The organism is Methylocystis silviterrae, assembly GCF_013350005.1.
GTDB lineage: Bacteria > Pseudomonadota > Alphaproteobacteria > Rhizobiales > Beijerinckiaceae > Methylocystis > Methylocystis silviterrae.
Genome location: NZ_JABVWW010000020.1, coordinates 1 through 17,779 on the forward strand (window position 1 = coordinate 1; position 17,779 = coordinate 17,779).

A 17,779-nucleotide genomic window follows, 5' to 3' on the forward strand; every position below is an offset into this window, starting at 1 on the left:
GTCTTGCCGTGGTCGACGTGCCCAATCGTCCCAATGTTGCAGTGCGGCTTCGTGCGTGAAAACTTTTCCTTGGCCATGATCCTCGTTCCGAGTGGTCACGAGCCCGTCGCTCGCGCGCGGCGAGCCTTTACGGCTATTGCCGGAATTCTTCAAGGGGCGCGCCTGGCCCCGGGCTATCGGGGACGACCCGGCCGGGGCGCCGGCAATTCGCAGTTACATGCAGAATGCGGACATATCCGAGTCACCGGCCGTATCGCGTTGCGCGATAGCCGCGCGTTATTCCAGGGGACATATGGCGTGGCACACGCTGCAAACATGCGCCTGCCTCTATTTCGTTTGCTCCTTGCCGCGAAACGCAGGGCTTCCTTTGGCCGGAAAATCCATGTGTCTCTTGATCTCGGATTTGGGCTCCGGCGCGGTCAACTCGACCGCGTCGCTGATCTGCCGTTCGCGAACCGCATCGACGTCCATGGTTTCCACTTCGCCATTAGAGTGGCGGGCGGTGTAGACGCCGACCACGTCCAACGGCTCGGGACTCTTGATCACCACGAACCCCTCAAGAAATGCGAAATCGACGCACACGCCGTTGATCGGGCAGAAATAGCCCGCGATGTCGAAACAATTCAGTTCCGTCGCGCCGTCGGCCTGAAGTTCCGCCTTCTTGAACGGCGTGACGCTGAACGGACCAGGGTCCGACCCGAATTCCGTCGCGAGCGCCACTTTCGCGGCGATGGCGAAGCGCTTCCGGGTCGGATTATGGATGTTGACGATTGTCCGATAGACGCCCTTCGCCAAAGTTCCGTCCTGATGTGGAACCAGCAGCGAACAGACGACCTTGGCGGCATATTGATATTCGGTCTTTAGGGTTTCGTTGGATTTCACCGCCTGCGCGCGTGAACTCGCGGGAATTCCAGCGAAAGCAAGGCTCAGTGCGAGGAGGGCGCCGTTGAAGGCATGTGCGCGTTTCATAATCCGCACTCCACGAAAAATGGGGTTTGCGAAATATCTGTTCCTGTCGCCCTGCCCAGCCCCAATGCCGTCGGCGCCGAGATCATCGGGCGCCCAAAATAGACCTCTCATCCGTTCGCTTGGGCTAACGTGCGAAGGTGTGAAATCGTTCCGCGGATAACTGGCCCGACGCCGGATGTCCGGCCTCGCGCCGCTCTCGCAGGCCCGAACGAAACAGCGCCTGCGCGATTTCCCGTCGCGTTGTTCATCTCATCGCAGCGCGAGGTGTCGGTTTGCAAACGGGCAGCAGCCCTCGCCTGCGCCGGATGATGCGACGCGGCCGCGACTAAAGCGCTGCGCGTTGAAATCGCCGCCGCGCGCGCCAACTGATTGTGTGGCGGGGCGTAAATGCGGCTTTAAAAATTGCGCTACGATTTCTTCGATGATCCGGTCGATTGGGCGTTCGCCGCCCTCTTCGCCTTGCTCGCCCTCGCCGCGTGGGGATTGCGGCTCTGGGAGCCGTCGATCGGCGGACCGCTCACAAATCTGGCGCTGAACTTCGCCGCGCTGATCGTCGTCCTGCTCGCCGCTCAATATCTGTGGCGCGCCTGGTTTCCGAATTACCCTTTCGGCGTCGGCCCGGCGTGGAGGCGGTTCGCCGCCTATCCGCTGCGCCAATTCGTCTACGCGGCCGCGGCCCTGCTCGTCGTCAGCAGCGGATTCGAAGCGATTTTCAGCGGCGCTTCGTTTGACGTCGTGGGGATCTCGGCCGGATCGCCGGGTCTGGCGGATCCGGACTTCGCGAACGTCGCACGCGCAATGAACCGGATCGCCGCCTTCGCGCTCCCGGCCGGATTGGTCGCATATCTGGGCTTCGTCGCTTTGGCCGGACCGGCGCGGCGCGCGACGTCCACGGCGCTTGTCGCCACCGCGCCGCAACGGAGGGCGTTGGCGCTCTCGCCGGAATCGGCTCTGGTCGGGCAGGATCTTGGCCGTCGCATCCGCCTCATGGGTTGGATCGGATTTTGGCTGGATTTCGTCCTGGCGTTCCTGACCGCCCCGCTCCTCGCCTTTGGCGCGGTTGGCCAATCGATCAGCTCCACAGTCTGGGTCAGCGATCCGATCCATTGGGGGTATTTCGGACTGGGACTCTTATTCGCTTCACTGTTCCTGAATCTCTTTTCGACGATCGCCTCCGGCAGGTTGATGCGCGATCCGGCGCGCATGCTCGCCGCCGATCAGCCAGCGGCGTTGTGGTTTCTCGGCGTAGGTTCGCTCGTCAATGTGCTCGGCTCGATGGTCTCGTTCATCGGCGTCGGCTTGAGCATCGCCCTGCTTGTCGCCAAGACCGTGTCGCAGCCGCCGGGGATCGCGATAACCGATCCGGACAGGATCGTGCGCGCGCTCGACGTCTTCATCTTAATGGCGAACTTTAACTTGCTTCTTGCTCATTTCGTTGGGGCTGGAGCTGCAGTTTGGCTCAGCATGCAGACGCTGAAGGCGCGACATAAGTTTGCTGTCGGACTGGGATGAGGAGCTAACGACCGGCAAAAAGGCGCCCGACGGAACCTCGATCAATTGCCGTCCCCGCCTGGAGCCTATTCTTCGTAGACGACTGCGCCCCCGACGACGGTCGTCTTGACCACGCCCTGCAGCAGCGCCCCATCGAACGGGGTGTTCTTGGAGCGCGAGTGGAGCGCCGCGGGATCGACGACGAAAGGCGCGTCTGGATCGAAGCGGACAATGTCCGCCGGGGCGCCTTTTTGCAGCCTGCCCTGCGGCAGTCCCAGAATTTCAGCCGGGCGCGACGTCATCGCCTCGAGCAGGCGTGTCAGCGCCACGTCGCCCGAATGCACGAGCCGAAGCCCCGCCGCGAGCATCGTTTCGAGGCCGATCGCCCCATATTCGGCTTCCGCGAAAGGCAGCCGTTTGGTTTCGACGTCCTGCGGATCGTGGTCGGACACAATAACGTCGATCAGGCCTTCGCCGAGCGCGCGAACGAGCGCCATACGTTCATCCTCATGGCGCAACGGTGGTCTGAGCTTGAGGAAGGTGCGATAGTCGCCGATGTCGTTCTCATTCAGCGTCAGATGATTGATCGAGGTTCCGCAGGTGACGGCCAAGCCGTCGTCCTTGGCTCTGCGCAATGCATCCAACGCAAGCGTCGTCGTCACGATCGCCGAGTGGTAGCGCGCGCCGGTCAGCGCGACGAGTCGCAAGTCGCGATCGAGCATGATCGCCTCTGCTTCACGCGGCGCGCCGGATAGGCCGAGCCGATGCGCAAATTCGCCTTCGTTCATGACGCCGACGGAAAGGTCGGGGTCTTCGGCGAAATGAATGACGAGCGCATCGAAATCGCGCGCATAGGTGAGCGCGCGTCGCATGACGAGCGCGCTTCGCACCGAGCGCGCCCCGTCGCAGAAAGCCACCGCGCCCGCCTGCTGCAGCAGCCCCAGCTCGGCGATCTCCCTGCCCTCGCGGCCTCTGGTCAGCGCCGCCATCGGAGCGACGCGCACGCGCCCGGTGTCGCGCGCGCGGCGCAGAACGAAATCGACCACGGCGGGATCGTCGACGGGCGGCTGCGTCGCCGCGGTCGATACGATTGTCGTCACGCCGCCCGCCGCCGCGGCGAAAGTCGCGCTGGCGATGGTTTCGCGATGTTCCGCCCCCGGCTCGCCGACGAAGGCCTGCATGTCGATGAGGCCCGGCGCGACGACGTCGCCGGCGCAGTCGATGGTGCGCGCGCCTTCGGGAGCGTCGCCCTGTCGAACGGATTCGCCGAGCTCGGCGATGACGCCGTCGAGCGTCACCAGACCGCCCCGCATTTGATGACCCGAGCCCGGATCGATCAGCCGTGCGTTGAGAAGGAACAGCGGCGCTGGAGCTTGTGTCGGCGACATGGCGTCTGCTTAGGCCATTTCTCGTAGGTTGAAAATGCGCCTGGATCGGGGGTATTGGGGTTGAACTCATCCCGCAAGCGCCTAGCTACCGCGGGTTGGGGCTGCGAGCGGCGCGTGCCGAGCGCCCCCGGGGAGAACGTATGCGTTCCCTCAGCCCTCCAGAATCTCCACTCGCGCCAAGCGTGGCGGAAGGCGAAGAACGCCCTGATCTTCCGGCGATGATGAACGCCGCCTTCGACGGAATCATTGCGCTCGACGAGCACGGCGTGGTGCGGTCGAGCAGCGCGGAGGCGGCGTCGCTCTTCGGCTATGCGCCTGGCGACGTCATCGGACGGGATTTTGGCATGCTGACGGCGGAGGCGAAGCAACGCCGCCGCGACTATCTGCGCCGGGGAACGCCAAGCATTCGCCGACGGATCGAAGGCCTGCGAGAGGACGGCTCCGTCTTTCCCGTGGAGCTTGTCGTCAGCGAAGTCGCCTGCGACGGAGAACGGCTTTTTATCGCTTTGATCCGCGATCTCAGCTCCAGGCGCCGCGTTGAGCAGGGGGTTCAGGAACTTCAGGCGAATCGCCTTGAGTTGATTGAGAATATGGCGACCGGATTGGCGCATGAGCTCAAGCAGCCTTTGACGGCGATCGGCGCCTATCTCAATTTCGCGCGTCGGCGTCTGAACGAAAAAGTGCTCTCGATCGAGAAGGTCGAGAAGATGTTGGACAACGCCGACTCGCAAGTCATCCGCGTCGCGGAAATCATGGACAATCTTCGCCAGTTCATCGCGCGCGGAGAGACGTCGAAAGCGCCCCAAAGTCTGAACGCCGTCATCCGAACCGCCTGCGAGTTCACCGATGCGCTCGCCAAGGAACATCACGTCAAAACCGCGATCGACCTCGAAGCGTCGCCGGACACGGTGGTGATCAACAAAGTTCAGATACAGCAGGTCGTCGTCAATCTTAAGCGCAACGCCGTCGAGGCGATGCAGAACTGCGAGCGACGCGAGATGAAGGTGTCGACTCGCCTGGTCGAAGGCAACCTCATTCGCGCCGATGTCACGGACACCGGTCCTGGATTGCCCGAGGAGATCAAAGACAGGCTCTTCGAGCAGTTCACGACGACGAGGCCGCATGGTCTGGGCGTCGGCCTCTCCATATCCCGCTCGATCGTCGAAGCACATAACGGGAAGATCTGGGCGGAGCCCAACCCCGGGGGCGGGACCCTCTTCAGCTTCGTATTGCCTCTGGAAGATCGCTGACCGGTCGGTCAGGCAGGCAATGGAGACGCCGCAGTCGATCGCGGCGCCAAAGTGCGGTCGCACGCCAAAAGGTCCAAAGATAAGAGATCGTTAAGAGTAATTATGGTTAAGCAGGGATGAACTGCTATTGTCGCGCGTCGCGCATCCGTCCCGAGCGTCATTCGAACCCCCGCCGTTGGGGCCATCTTTAGGGAGAGACGGCTTCGTGTTGACCTTCGAGAATGTCGGCTTGCGCTATGGCGTCGGCGCCGAAACGCTCCGAGACGTGAATTTCCAGATCAAACCGCGTTCTTTCCAGTTCCTGACCGGCCCGTCAGGCGCAGGCAAGACCACCTTGATGCGATTGATCATTATGGCGCTGCGGCCGACGCGCGGGTTGATCAACATCTTCGGCAAGGACACGGCGGCGCTCAGCAATGAAGACGTCGCGGCGACGCGCCGCAAAATCGGCGTCGTCTTCCAGGACTTCCGCCTTCTGGATCATCTGACGCTTTACGAAAACGTCGCCCTGCCCTTGCGCGTGCTCGGCCGCGAGGAGTCGACCTATCGCGCCGAGGTGGTCGAACTGTTGCGCTGGGTGGGCCTCGGCGAGCGCGCGCATGCGTTCCCAACCATCCTTTCGGGCGGCGAGAAGCAGCGCGCGGCGATCGCCCGCGCGCTGATTTCGCAACCCAAACTGCTGCTGGCCGACGAACCGACGGGCAATGTCGACCCGACTCTCGCGCGCCGGATCCTACGCCTCTTTATCGAACTCCACCGATCCGGAACCGCCGTCATTATCGCCACTCATGACTTAAGCCTCATGGACCAGTATGAGGATGCGCGGCGTCTTGTGCTTGCCGACGGCCGGCTTCACATCTTCGAATGAGCAGACGATGGCCCTGATACGATTTTGGTCCTCGATGCGCCCGGCCGCGTCCGACGTCGATGAAGACGCCGAAGAGATTCCGTCGCAAAGCGCGCTGGTGCCCGCCGATTCCGTCGCCGGCCGCTCGCTGGTGATCGTCATCGCGATCATGACGTTCCTCGCCGCGCTCGCCGCTAACGTCGCCATTCTTGTCGCCGATGCGAGCGTCGAATGGCGCAGCGACGTCGCGCGCGAAGCGACCGTGCAGGTGCGTCCGGTCCCTGGCCGCAACGTCGAAGCCGATGTTAAGGACGCGGCGGAGGCGATGCGGCGAACGCCCGGCGTGCGGGAAGCCCGAGTCTACGCCAAGTCGGAATCCGAGGCGTTGCTGACGCCGTGGCTCGGCGCGGGCCTGAACCTCTCCGAACTGCCCACCCCCCGCATGATCGTGCTGAAGCTCGATGCCGAAAATCGGGCGGATCTCGACAAGTTGCGCATGGAGCTCGAGCGCGCCGTTCCTAACGCCGTGCTCGACGATCATCATGTCTTCATCGAGCGTCTCGGCGATATGGCGCGCGCAGCCGTGGCCATAGCCGCCCTCATCTTCGTTTTTATCCTCGCGGCGATGGCCGTCGCCGTGGCCTCAGCCACCCGCGCCGCCGTCGCGACAAACCGGGAAATCGTGGAAGTGCTCCATATCGTTGGCGCGGCCGACTCGTTCATCGCGCGCGAATTTCAGCATCGCTTCATGGCGTTGGGATTGCGTGGCGCGCTGATCGGCGGCGGCGGCGCCATCGCCTTTTTCGCCCTGGCGCAGTTCTTCGCGCAGCGGTGGCGCGTGACCGGCGGCGGCGATCAGATGGAGGCCATGTTCGGCGATTTCACAATTGGCGCGAGCGGCTTTGTCGTCATCGTTCTGCTCGCTGGCGGCGTCGCCGCGCTGACCGGCTATCTCTCGCAGTTCATTGTGCTGCGCCACCTGCAGCGGCTCGGTTAAGCGCATTCGCCCAAATCTGCCGCCCCGATAACATCGGCGCAGAAATGCCCCTATAGTCGTGTCAGAATCGCGCCTCGCGCGTTCTGGTCAGGAAGCATGGGCGAAGGACTCCACGATTGACGACCCCCGCACGCCAAGGAGTGAAGAATGGGTAGCGCCGTCCGCAAGGCCGCCTGCGCGATCCTCGCTGGCGGCGCTGTTCTCGCCGCGGCGCTCCTGTTGGGTTTTGTCGGCTTCGCGCTGTCGCTGCCGCGAGAGGAGTTCTCCATTCCGGTGCAGACGGAAGGCGTGGTCGTACTGACCGGCGGCTCGGATCGCGTGCTCGACGCGGCGACCCTTCTCGCCAGCGGACGGGCGCGTCGCATGCTGATCACCGGCGTCAATCCCTCTACCCGCAGCTCCTTGCTGGCGAAAATACTGCCCGTGTCGCGAGAGCTCTTCAATTGCTGCGTCGACCTCGGCTACCAGGCGCTCGACACTGCCGGCAACGCCAAAGAGACGCGCGATTGGGCGCGCGAGCACAATATCACCCGCACGCTCATCGTCGTCACGTCGAACTACCACATGCCGCGTGCGCTGGTCGAAATCTCAGCCGCCTTGCCGAAGGTCGAGCTCTATCCCTTTCCGGTCGTCAGCGAACATATCGACGTCGCCGACTGGATCAGCAATCTGCGCGTCGCCCGTTTTGTCGGGAAGGAATATATGAAATACGTAGGATCGCTGCTGCGCACCAAGCTTTTCAAGGGATACGAGGAGCCGGAGCCTCCCCCGCAGCTTCGCCACAGCGTCGCATCTGATTGAAATCTTGTTTCAACGCCTCTTGGCGTCGTAAAAGCGCGCCACGCCCCTTCGCCCAGAATCTCGCCAATGCTCTTCCTGCGCTCCCTCATTTTCCAGATCGTGTTCTTCCTGAACATGTTCACGCTCATGATCGTCTGGCTGCCAGGCCTGATGATGCGGCGCCAGATCAACCAGGAGCTTGGACGCACCTGGGGGCGCACGACTCTCTGGCTGCTCGACAAAATCTGCGGGGCGAAGATCGACTGGCGAGGTCTCGAGAATATCCCCAAAGGCGCGGTGATCGTCGCCTGCAAACATCAGTCGATCTGGGAGACCTTCGTTCTGCCGATCAGGTTTCCCGACTTCAGCTATATTCTGAAGCACGAACTGATCTGGCTGCCTTTTTTCGGCTGGTACCTACTGGCGGCCGAGCAGATCGCCATCGATCGCGCTAAGGGCGGCAAGCTGCTGCCGCAGCTGATCGCCAAATCGAAGAAGATTTTCGCCCAGGGACGGCAGCTCTTCATTTTTCCCGAAGGCACGCGCCGCCCGGCCGGCGCCCCGCCGCAATATAAATTCGGCATCGCCCATCTTTACGCGGCGGCCGAAACGCCGGTGCTTCCCGTCGCCGTGAATTCCGGGCTGTTTTGGCCGCGCCGCTCGTTCCTCATCCGGCCGGGAACCGTCGTGATCGAGTTCCTGCCCTTGATCGCGCCCGGCATGGAGCCGCGCGCTTTTTTCGACAAGCTCTCGACGGAGATCGAGGCCGCGTCCGACCGATTGATCGCCGAAGCGCTCGCGAAAGACCCTTCCTTGGCGGAAATCGTCGAGAAGGGCCGTGCAAACGCCCAACGTATGGCGCCGGCGCAGGAATGAAGGACGCCGCATCCTCCGGCCGAATCTAAAGAGTGTCCTGTTGAAGGTTGAGATGCTGCTCGACCCGCCGAAGACGCGCTTCAAGTTCGCTGATGAGGACGCCGTGGCCGATCGCGGACGTATGATATTCGATCACCGCTCGGCGCAATCCGACAATCTGCTCGCTTAAATCCTTGCGGGTTGCATCGACTTTGGCGTCGAGCGACTTCAGATCCGAAGCGACATCGGCGCGCAAGGCGCGCGACTCAGCAACTATCTCCGCCAGGTCATTCTTCGTGGCCATTTCCGCGCGCATGTCGCGAAGCAGCTGCAGGATCGGACTTTCGGGCGCCTCGGCCAAAATATTTACCCGTTTCTGCGTGCGCCTAACCTCCCGCCGTGCCCGTCAGCGCTTGCGGCGCCACAAGCAGCGGATATTCCGCCTCGACGATGTAGGGGCCGCCCCCCACGGAATCGCGCGACGAATAGAGCACGAAGCGCTCCGCGGTGAAGCGCAGCGGCGGGAAATAGCCGCGCGCGCCGAGATAGGCGGCGACGGCGCCGGCGCTGGCGCCGCGCAGACGCGCGAGCGTCACATGCGGGATGAATTTGCGCGGCTCGGGCGGCGCGCCGAGCCGGCGCAACAGCCGCTCCTGCTCCGCCTGCATGTCCATGAGGGTCGGCTCCGGCCGGGCGCGCGCGACGATGGCGCGGGGCTTGTCGCCGCCAAACGACGTCAGCTGGTCGAAGGTGACGGTGACTTCCGGACGGCGGATGAAGGAGAGCGCATTCGCCGCGTCGCGCGCGAAAGCGTCATCGACGTCGCCGATGAAGCGCAAGGTGACATGATAATTCTCAACGTCGATCCAGCGGCCGCCGGGGATTCCGCCGCGCAGGCGCGCGAGGCTCTCGGCGATTGAGCGGGGAATCTCCAGGGCCGTAAACAGTCTGGGCATGACATCCTCCCCAAGCGGGATCGCGCAGCCTCATTGCGCGCGCGAATTCCTACGCGCCCCCATGGAAACGAGCGTTCTTTCAACAAAGGGCGCGATTTTTTTGACGATCTTCGCCACGCCGGCGGCGTTGGGATGAATGCCGTCCGGGATGAGGAGCGCGGGCGAGCCCCAGACGCCTTCCAAGATAAAGGGCACAAGCGGCGCCTCATGTTTGGCGGCAAGATCCGGATAAACCGAATCGAATTCCTTCTTGTAAGCTTGCCCGTGATTCGCGCTGGAGACCATCGCCGTCAGCACCGGGCGAACGCCTTTCTGCTTTAAAGTCGCAAGAATCCGATCGAGATTGGCGCGCGTTATCCTCGGATCATGCCCGTTCAACATGTCATTCGCGCCAAGCTCGACGACGGCGATGTCGAACGGCCCGGCGCCAAGGGTATAGTCGAGGCGCGCGAGCCCGGTCGTCGTCGTGTCGCCGGAAACGCCCCCTTGGACGACCTCGACGTTATATCCGTCCTCGCTCAGGCGTCTCTTGAGCTGCGCCGGAAGCGAATCTTCGGCGCCGATGCCAGGCCCTGCCGTCAGGCTGTCGCCAAACGCCAGGATTCGCACAGGTTCGGCGCGCGCGGACGTGAGCGCAATGGTCAAGAGGGCTAAGGACGCGAAAGCCGCGGCTTGGAGAGGACGGCGGAAAGCGCAATAAGGCGACTGGACTGCGGGCGTCGAATGCGGCGCATCTATCAAGGTTTTGCTCCGTGCTGCGACAAGTCATCGAAGTTGAAGGCGTCGATCTCACGCTCGGCGAAGGCGCCGCCCGCGTGCATGTGCTCAAGACTGTCAGCCTGAGCGTAGCGCAAGGCGAAACCGTCGCTCTTCTGGGACCCTCCGGCTCGGGCAAATCGACTTTGCTCATGACCCTCGCCGGATTGGAGCGACCCGACGCCGGAAGCGTCAGGATTGACGGGCGTGATCTTGGCGCCCTTTCGGAAGACGCGCTGGCGCGTTTCCGCGGAGAAAACATAGGGATCGTCTTCCAGTCTTTCCAGCTGATCCCCACCATGACGGCGCTGGAGAATGTCGCCATTCCACTGGAACTCGCCGGGAAATCAGACGCTTTCGCGCGCGCCGAGGCCGAGCTTGCGGCGGTCGGGCTCGCTGAGCGCCTGGCCCACTACCCGGCTCAGCTTTCGGGAGGCGAGCAGCAGAGGGTGGCGCTCGCCCGGGCGCTCGCGCCCGACCCGCTGATCCTCGCGGCGGACGAGCCCACGGGCAATCTCGATTCGGAAACCGGCGCCGCAGTCATTGAACTCATTTTCGCGCAACAGCGGCGCCGCGGCGCGACGCTCGTGCTCGTCACCCATGATGCGGCGCTCGCCGCACGCTGCAGCCGACGCGTTCTGCTGCGTTCGGGCCGCATCGAGACGAGCGAGCGGGCGCCGTCATGACGTCGGTGCGCTTCGTCGCCCTGCCCTTCGCATTGCGCTTCGCCCTGCGCGACCTGCTCGGCGACCCGCGCGGCTTTGGCGTCTTCATCGCCTGCATCGTCATCGGCGTCGCCGCGATCTCCGGCGTCTCCGGCCTTTCACGCTCGCTGGCGCAAGGGCTCGCGAAGGAAGGCCGAACGATATTGGGCGGCGACGCCTCCTTCAGCCTCGTCTCGCGGGAGTTTACGCCGGAGCAACGCGCCTTCTTCGAGGCGCGCGGGCGGATTTCCGAAATTTCGCTGATGCGGGCGATGGCCCGGCGCGACGACGGCGAGGCCGCGCTGGTGGAGATCAAAGCCGTCGATCCGGCGACTTATCCAACCTTCGGCGCGGTCGCGCTCGATCCCGACATGCCCTTGGCCGAGGCGCTGGAGGAACGAAACGGGCTGCCGGGCGTCGCGGTCGATCCGATGCTGCTCGCGCGCCTCGACGCCAAGCTCGGCGACACCGTGATGATCGGCGTTTCGCGCTTCACGCTGCGCGCAATTCTGCGCGGCGAACCCGACAAGCTCGCGGGCGGAATTGGCTTCGGGCCGCGCGTCATGATGACGCGCGCCGCGCTCTCAGGCGCGGAACTGGTGACGCCGGGCTCGATCGTCCGGCATGTCGTCCGCGTCACGCTGCGCGAGGGCGCTGACGCCGACCTCAAGGCGTTCGCCGCCGACGCCGCGAACGCCTTTCCGCAAGCCGGATGGGAGTCGCGCACGCGGGACGCCGTCTCGCCGCAGTTCTCACGCAATCTCGACCGGTTCGCCCAGCTGCTCACCCTGGTCGCGCTCACCGCCCTTGTCGCCGGCGGCGCCGGCGTCGCGAACGCCGTACAGGGCTTCGTCGAACGCAAGCGCGCGCAATTCGCCATTCTCAAGGCGCTCGGCGCCGAGGGCTCTCGGGTCTTCAGGATCGCCCTCGCCCAGGTTCTGGCGGCGGCGTCTTTCGCCATCCTGCTGGGGCTCGGCGCCGGCGCGGCGATTCCCTGGGGCGCGGCGCAAGCGCTGCGCGATCTCACCGATCTCCCCGTATCGGCGTCGCTCGACGCGCAAGGCGCGCTCTATGGCGCTCTGTACGGCCTGCTCGTCGTCCTGATCTTTGCGCTCGTTCCTCTGGGCCGCGCGCATGAAGTTCCCGTAGCGGCGCTGCTGCGCGACGACCCGCGGGGCGCGACTCTCGCACGCTATCGCGCCGGCGCAGGGGCCGCGGCGATTGCGCTCGCCGCGCTGGTCATGGCCACGTCTTTCGACGTGAAGCTCGGCGCGGCCTATGTCGCCGCCGCTGTCGCGGCCTTCGCCCTGCTGCGCGGCGCGGCATGGGTCGCCATGCGGCTGGCTCGCGGCCTTCCGCGTCTGCGCAACGCGCGTCTGCGATTCGCGCTCGCCAATATCTGGCGGCCGAAAAGCCTGACGCCGGCGCTGATGATCTCCATCGGCCTGACGCAAACGCTGCTCATTTCGCTCGTGCTGGTTGAAGGCGCGATTCACAACGAGTTGGCGCGGGCCGACGCCGGCGAGATTCCCAACTTCTACTTCATCGACGTGCCGAAGGCGCGAACTGAGGCTTTTGCCGATTTCCTCTCTGCCGAGGCGCCCGGCGCGCGCATCGAACATGTGCCGATGATGCGGGGGCGCATCGTCGCCGTGAAAGACGCGGCCATCGACAAGACCGCCGTGGCCGACGACGCCAAATGGGCGCTCGAGGGCGACCGCGGCGTGACATTTTCCCCCATAATTCCGGCGAACTCCGCGCTCGCCGAAGGAGAATGGTGGCCGGCGAATTACGTCGGTCCGCCGCTCGTATCACTGGAGCAGAAGGTCGCCGAGGGATTGGGTCTGACCATCGGCGATTCGATTCGAGTCAATGTGCTCGGCAGGGAGATAACAGCGCAGGTCGCCAATCTGCGCAGGGTGGATTGGCGCAGTTACGCCATCAACTTCATCATGGTGTTTTCGCCCAATGTTTTTGCCGGGGCGCCCTACACCGAGCTCTTCACCGTGGCGTATGGCGCGCCATCGGTCGCGGCGCGCGACGCCAGGGACGCGCGGCTCGCGCGCGAGGCGGCGAAACGCTTTCCGAGCATCGTTTCCGTGCGCGTCAAGGATGCGCTAGCGGCGATCGACAAGATCGCCGGACAGTTGGCGCTGGCCGCGCGCGCCGCGGCGGGTCTCGCTATTGTCACGGCGGTGCTGGCGCTTGCGAGCGCGCTTGCGAGCGGCCAGCGCGCAAGGCTGCACGACTCGGTGGTGTTGAAGACTCTCGGCGCGACCCGCCTCTGGCTGGCGACAGCCTATGCTCTGGAATTTGGGCTGGTCGGCCTCGCCGCCTCCCTGATCGCGGTCGCCGCCGGATCCGCCGCCGCCTACGCGATGACGACGATCCTCATGAAGATCGATTTCGCCTTCCTGCCCTGGACCACGGCGCTGATCTCGCTCGCCACTCTCGCCGTCACCATCGCCCTCGGCCTCACCGGCTCCTGGCGGGCGCTCTCCAGACGTCCCGGACCGGAGCTGCGCCAGCCTTAGAGCGCGGCCCGATCAAATGGAATCATGGGATCGATAAGGATTCGCTCAATATCTAAATCTTGGAGCAGGTTCTCATCGAAAAAGTCTGTCAACTTTTTCGTTTTTCGGAACCTGCTCAGGCAGAGAGGGAAGGCTCGACGATAAAGGGAAACGCGCCCTCGACGATCGCGCCATCCGTCGCGAGCACACGGTAGTCGACCTCATAAAGTCCGGGCTGCAGAACCGGCGTGTCGAGGATCAACTCTTTGGAGGCTTGTTTCTGGGTCGCTTTGGCGATCACCAGGCCGTTTCTGCTCTTGAGCGTGATCGTTGAGATGACGGCGTCAGCCTTCCCCTCAAACACCAGTCTAATTTGGCGCACAGGCTTAAGGATCCGCTGTCTCGATGCCGGGAACGACTCGACGAGGAACTGATGATGAGCCAGACCGGCCGTCGCGGAGCACAAGCCCAGCCCGGCGGCGAGGACCACCGCCCAAGCGTATCTGATGAGCTTCATTTGTCTTTCTCCCGACCGGCTAACCGCTCGTCTCGATGTCTGGAGAAATAACTTTCCGACGCGCGATTTGTTCGAAGCGCGAGCGCACGAGAGAGGCGCGGCGCGACGACAGGAAATTTGTGCAAAATTCGCCAACGGCTGCGCTGCCTTGCCCTTTGGGCTGCGACCTCCTAAAACGCTTGAGCGTCGACGGCCCGCCGGGCGGCGCCTTTTGCGTCATGCGCCAAATGCGCGACGCGCCGTCAGCGGAACCCAATCTTGGCCGATAAGAACGCCCTCTCCTGGCCGAATTTCGCGGTATCGATTCTCGGCGGCGTCGCAGCGGCCGTGATCTTCGCCGTCGTCGCGCGCGGCGGCTTCGGCGGGCTCCTCATAGCGCATCTTGCGCCTCTGCCGATCATGATCGTCGCCTTCGCCTTTGGCCTGATCCACGGGGCGACGGCGGCGATACTCGCGTCGATCATCCTGACCTTCTGGCTGCATCCGGTGGTCGGCATGGGATATGCTCTGCTGATCGCGGCGCCGGCCTGGTCCGCAGTCTATGCGGCGCTCGGCGCGCCCCGCGGCGGCCGGGACAGGCTGACTCGTAATCTGCCGGGCTGGGCGGCGCTCGCGCCTGCGACTTTTCTGGCGACGGCCATCATTCTCTGGCTGATCGTCGCCACCCTCGCCTTCGGAACGCTCGACGAAGCGCTGAATCCGATCCGGGCGCGCGCCTTCATCCTGCTCGACATTATGGTGAAAGAGCGCGACCTTGGCGATAAGATCGATCCGACGACGCTTTCCGGGTCCGTCGCGCGCGCCGTCCCCGCCTTTCTCGCCGGCTATGGTCTGCTGATCCACCTCATCAATTTGTGGCTCGCCGCAAGGATTGCGCAAGCGTCAAAGGTGCTCAGCCGCCCTTGGCCTGACATCGCCAATGAATTCCGCCTGCCCAAGCCGGTGGGCGGCCTCTTTCTGAGCGGAATCGCGCTGATCTTCTTCCAGGGCCTCGCCGGCGCGATCGGACTGGTGCTGGCGACGACCATGGGGCTGCTGCTTGCGTTTCAAGGGCTCGCCGTCGCGCATATCTACTTGCGCGGTTCGCGCTCGAGCGCCCTGGTGCTGGCGATCATTTACTTCACCCTCGGATTTTTGGGGTGGCCCCTGCTGTTTTTCGCCGCACTCGGCGTCGCCGACCTGATCTTCAACTATCGCGTCCGAAAGACGGACGCCGGGCCCACCGCGATGCAAAAACCGGATTGACTTTCGCCCGGTTTTTCTCGACATAGCCCGCAATCTCGGAGAAGTAGCAAAGATGGACGTCATTCTGCTGGAACGCGTGGCCAAGCTCGGCCAGATGGGCGAGACCGTGCGCGTGCGCGACGGCTACGCCCGCAATTTCCTGCTAGCGCGCGGCAAGGCGCTGCGAGCGACGGAAAACAACAAGAAGCATTTCGAGACGCAGCGGGCGCAGATCGAGGCGCGCAATCTCGAGGCTAAGAAAGAAGCCGAAGCCGTTGCCGAAAAGCTCAACGGTCAAAGCTTCAACATCATTCGCCAGGCGGGCGAGAGCGGCCAGCTTTATGGCTCGGTTTCGGCGCGAGATATCGCCGAGGCGGCGACCGCGGGCGGCTTCTCGGTCAATCGCGATCAGATCGTCCTGGTGCACCCCATCAAGACTCTCGGCCTTCACCAGACGCCCGTGCATCTGCATCCGGAAGTTGATGTGAAGATCACGATCAACGTGGCCCGTTCGGAAGAAGAGGCCGAGCGGCAGGCGCGCGGCGAAAGCGCTACGATCAGGGAAGAGACGTCGATGGACGATCTCGGCCTGGAAGTCGGCGCGGCTCTGGCGGAAGCCGGCGACGTCGAGATGTAAGCTCCCGTACGCGCGCACGTCCATCGCCGGCGGCCCTTCGGCCGCCGGTTTCGTTTTCCCGGGCCTATCTCCGATTCTCTTTTAAATGCAAGAAGAGTCGGACGCGCGCTGAACGAATCTTTTTCACCATGTGGAAAAGACTCGCTTCTCGCTGCGGCGGACAAAAGGCTCTGGCGGCGCCGACGCGTTAATGTATTGTTAACGGCGTCTCAGGCTCGCGCGTCGCGTTCGCAGCCCGGAACGGTCTCAAACAAGTCCGATCATCGATGCCACCAATCGAACAATTGGCGGGCCGGCGCGCGTTTCAGGTCGCGCAGCCGGACGCGCCTACCTATCGCGCGCCGCCGCACAATATCGAGGCCGAGCAAGCGCTGCTCGGCGCGATTCTCGTCAACAATGACGCTTTTGACAGAGTCTCGGACTTCCTGAAGCCCGAGCATTTTTCCGAGGACTTGCACCGGCGCATCTTTGAACTTGCGGCGCAGCTCATTCGCGCCGGCAAACTCGCGACCGTCGTGACGCTGAAGACGTTTCTTGCCGAGATCGAGCTTCCGGCCGGCGTGACGATCCAGGCCTATCTGGCCCGACTCGCCGCCGAGGCGACGACAATCATCAACGCCGAAGACTATGGCCGCACCGTTCATGATCTCGCGGTTCGCCGGGATCTCATCGTCATCGGCCAGGATATCGTCAACACGGCCTATGATTCGCCGATCGATTCGCCGCCGCGCGCGCAGATCGAAGAAGCCGAACGGCAGCTCTATTCGATCGCCGAGACGGGACGCTACGACGGCGGCTTTCAGCGATTTGCCGAAGCGCTCACCACCGCGCTCGACATGGCGAGCAGCGCCTATATGCGCGATGGGCATCTGTCCGGCGTCGCCACTGGCCTCCTCGACCTCGACGAAAAGATGGGCGGTCTGCAAAAATCCGACCTCATCATCGTCGCTGGGCGACCGGGCATGGGCAAGACCGCCCTCGCAACGAACATCGCCTTCAATGTCGCGCGGGCCTATCAATTCGAAGCTGAGCCCGACGGAACGCATAAGACGATCAACGGCGGCATCGTCGGCTTCTTCTCTTTGGAAATGTCGGCCGAGCAATTGGCGACGCGCGTCATCGCCGAGCAATCCGGCGTGCCGAGCTATAAGATTCGCCGCGGCGACATTAATGAGGACGATTTTCGCCGCATCGCCGACGCCGCGCGGGAGATGCAAAGCATTCCCTTCTACATCGATCAGAGCGGCGGCATCTCGATCGCGCAGCTCACCGCGCGGGCGCGGCGCCTCAAACGGCAGAGAGGCCTGGACCTGCTCGTCGTGGACTATCTGCAATTGCTCGCCGGATCGCGTTCCCGCAATGACAATCGCGTGCAGGAACTCACTGAGATTACGACCGGCCTCAAGGCTCTCTCCAAAGAGCTCAATGTGCCGATCATCGCGCTGTCGCAGCTCTCCCGCCAAGTGGAGAACCGCGACGACAAGCGGCCGCAGCTTTCCGATCTGCGCGAGTCAGGCTCGATCGAGCAGGACGCCGACGTCGTCATCTTCGTGTATCGTGAAGAATATTATCTGCGCAATCGCGAGCCGCGCGAAGGCACCGAAGAACACATCCAATGGATGGCCGAGATGGAGCGCGCGCATGGCCGCGCTGAAGCGATCATCGGCAAGCAGCGTCACGGACCGACGGGAACGGTGCAGCTCGCCTTCGAGGCTGAGGTCACCCGCTTCTCCAATCTTGCCGACGAGGACAAGCTGCCGGCGCGGATGTGACGTGAATTCGCGTTCGCGGGCCTGTCATTCCCGGCAGGCAGAAGGCCTGACCGGGAATCCAGAGCCAAATCAAGAACGCTGGTCTTGCTCTGGATTCCCGATCGCGCTCCGCGCGTCGGGAAT

At 63.7% G+C, this 17,779-nt stretch carries 17 protein-coding genes; 11 read left to right on the forward strand and 6 right to left on the reverse strand.

The window, feature by feature from the left end; all coding sequences use genetic code 11:
* Positions 1-327 precede the first annotated feature (327 nt).
* Positions 328-969 carry a Kazal-type serine protease inhibitor domain protein gene (locus HUN39_RS15880; RefSeq protein ID WP_175095456.1) on the reverse strand — a complete coding sequence of 214 codons (642 nt, stop codon included), beginning with the start codon at positions 967-969 and terminating at the stop codon, positions 328-330.
* Between the two features lie 402 nt (positions 970-1,371).
* On the opposite strand from HUN39_RS15880, the gene HUN39_RS15885 reads away from it, so the two are divergent.
* Positions 1,372-2,481: a DUF3611 family protein gene (locus HUN39_RS15885; protein WP_175095457.1), complete on the forward strand. Its 1,110-nt coding sequence runs from the start codon at positions 1,372-1,374 to the stop codon at positions 2,479-2,481.
* Positions 2,482-2,546: 65 nt separating this feature from the next.
* On the opposite strand, the gene pyrC is transcribed toward HUN39_RS15885, so the two are convergent.
* Complete coding sequence (pyrC, locus tag HUN39_RS15890) at positions 2,547-3,848, reverse strand: dihydroorotase (RefSeq protein ID WP_175095458.1); 1,302 nt, start codon at positions 3,846-3,848, stop codon at positions 2,547-2,549.
* Positions 3,849-3,988: 140 nt separating this feature from the next.
* Between pyrC and HUN39_RS15895 the strand changes: the two genes are divergently transcribed.
* The 5 genes from HUN39_RS15895 to HUN39_RS15915 all read left to right on the forward strand — a co-directional run bounded on the left by HUN39_RS15895 (position 3,989) and on the right by HUN39_RS15915 (position 8,598).
* Positions 3,989-5,098, forward strand: coding sequence for a two-component system sensor histidine kinase NtrB (locus HUN39_RS15895; RefSeq protein WP_232366149.1), 1,110 nt, complete (start codon positions 3,989-3,991; stop codon positions 5,096-5,098).
* Between the two features lie 205 nt (positions 5,099-5,303).
* The gene (gene ftsE, locus HUN39_RS15900; protein WP_175095459.1) at positions 5,304-5,966 is read left to right on the forward strand and encodes a cell division ATP-binding protein FtsE; all 663 of its coding nucleotides are present in this window, start codon (positions 5,304-5,306) and stop codon (positions 5,964-5,966) included.
* Positions 5,967-5,982: 16 nt separating this feature from the next.
* Complete coding sequence (locus tag HUN39_RS15905) at positions 5,983-6,942, forward strand: ABC transporter permease (RefSeq protein ID WP_175095506.1); 960 nt, start codon at positions 5,983-5,985, stop codon at positions 6,940-6,942.
* Positions 6,943-7,089: 147 nt separating this feature from the next.
* Positions 7,090-7,743 carry a YdcF family protein gene (locus tag HUN39_RS15910; RefSeq protein WP_175095460.1) on the forward strand — a complete coding sequence of 218 codons (654 nt, stop codon included), beginning with the start codon at positions 7,090-7,092 and terminating at the stop codon, positions 7,741-7,743.
* A 66-nt stretch (positions 7,744-7,809) separates the two neighbouring features.
* Entirely contained in the window at positions 7,810-8,598 is a 789-nt protein-coding gene (locus HUN39_RS15915) for a lysophospholipid acyltransferase family protein (RefSeq protein ID WP_175095461.1), read from the forward strand.
* Positions 8,599-8,623: 25 nt separating this feature from the next.
* Here the strand turns inward: HUN39_RS15915 and HUN39_RS15920 are convergent, their stop codons facing one another.
* From HUN39_RS15920 to HUN39_RS15930, 3 genes are read right to left on the reverse strand one after another with little or no spacing between them, the layout of a single operon-like run.
* Positions 8,624-8,938 carry a hypothetical protein gene (locus tag HUN39_RS15920; protein WP_175095462.1) on the reverse strand — a complete coding sequence of 105 codons (315 nt, stop codon included), beginning with the start codon at positions 8,936-8,938 and terminating at the stop codon, positions 8,624-8,626.
* Positions 8,939-8,963: 25 nt separating this feature from the next.
* Positions 8,964-9,533 carry an RNA 2',3'-cyclic phosphodiesterase gene (gene thpR / locus HUN39_RS15925; protein ID WP_175095463.1) on the reverse strand — a complete coding sequence of 190 codons (570 nt, stop codon included), beginning with the start codon at positions 9,531-9,533 and terminating at the stop codon, positions 8,964-8,966.
* A 30-nt stretch (positions 9,534-9,563) separates the two neighbouring features.
* Positions 9,564-10,178, reverse strand: a complete 615-nt coding sequence (locus HUN39_RS15930; protein ID WP_232366151.1) for an arylesterase — start codon at positions 10,176-10,178, stop codon at positions 9,564-9,566.
* Positions 10,179-10,285: 107 nt separating this feature from the next.
* On the opposite strand from HUN39_RS15930, the gene HUN39_RS15935 reads away from it, so the two are divergent.
* Positions 10,286-10,975, forward strand: coding sequence for an ABC transporter ATP-binding protein (locus tag HUN39_RS15935; RefSeq protein ID WP_175095465.1), 690 nt, complete (start codon positions 10,286-10,288; stop codon positions 10,973-10,975).
* On the forward strand, positions 10,972-13,527 hold the full coding sequence (locus HUN39_RS15940; protein ID WP_175095466.1) for an ABC transporter permease: 2,556 nt from the start codon (positions 10,972-10,974) through the stop codon (positions 13,525-13,527). Before HUN39_RS15935 ends, HUN39_RS15940 begins: the two co-directional genes overlap by 4 nt.
* Positions 13,528-13,642: 115 nt before the next feature.
* On the opposite strand, the gene HUN39_RS15945 is transcribed toward HUN39_RS15940, so the two are convergent.
* A complete protein-coding gene (locus tag HUN39_RS15945) occupies positions 13,643-14,023 on the reverse strand; it encodes a copper resistance CopC family protein (protein WP_175095467.1) in 381 nt (126 codons plus the stop codon).
* A 258-nt stretch (positions 14,024-14,281) separates the two neighbouring features.
* On the opposite strand from HUN39_RS15945, the gene HUN39_RS15950 reads away from it, so the two are divergent.
* The 3 genes from HUN39_RS15950 to HUN39_RS15960 all read left to right on the forward strand — a co-directional run bounded on the left by HUN39_RS15950 (position 14,282) and on the right by HUN39_RS15960 (position 17,656).
* Positions 14,282-15,268 carry a DUF2232 domain-containing protein gene (locus tag HUN39_RS15950; protein WP_175095468.1) on the forward strand — a complete coding sequence of 329 codons (987 nt, stop codon included), beginning with the start codon at positions 14,282-14,284 and terminating at the stop codon, positions 15,266-15,268.
* A 52-nt stretch (positions 15,269-15,320) separates the two neighbouring features.
* On the forward strand, positions 15,321-15,884 hold the full coding sequence (gene rplI, locus HUN39_RS15955; RefSeq protein WP_029651279.1) for a 50S ribosomal protein L9: 564 nt from the start codon (positions 15,321-15,323) through the stop codon (positions 15,882-15,884).
* 266 nt (positions 15,885-16,150) lie between these two features.
* On the forward strand, positions 16,151-17,656 hold the full coding sequence (locus HUN39_RS15960; RefSeq protein ID WP_175095469.1) for a replicative DNA helicase: 1,506 nt from the start codon (positions 16,151-16,153) through the stop codon (positions 17,654-17,656).
* Positions 17,657-17,779: the final 123 nt, after the last annotated feature.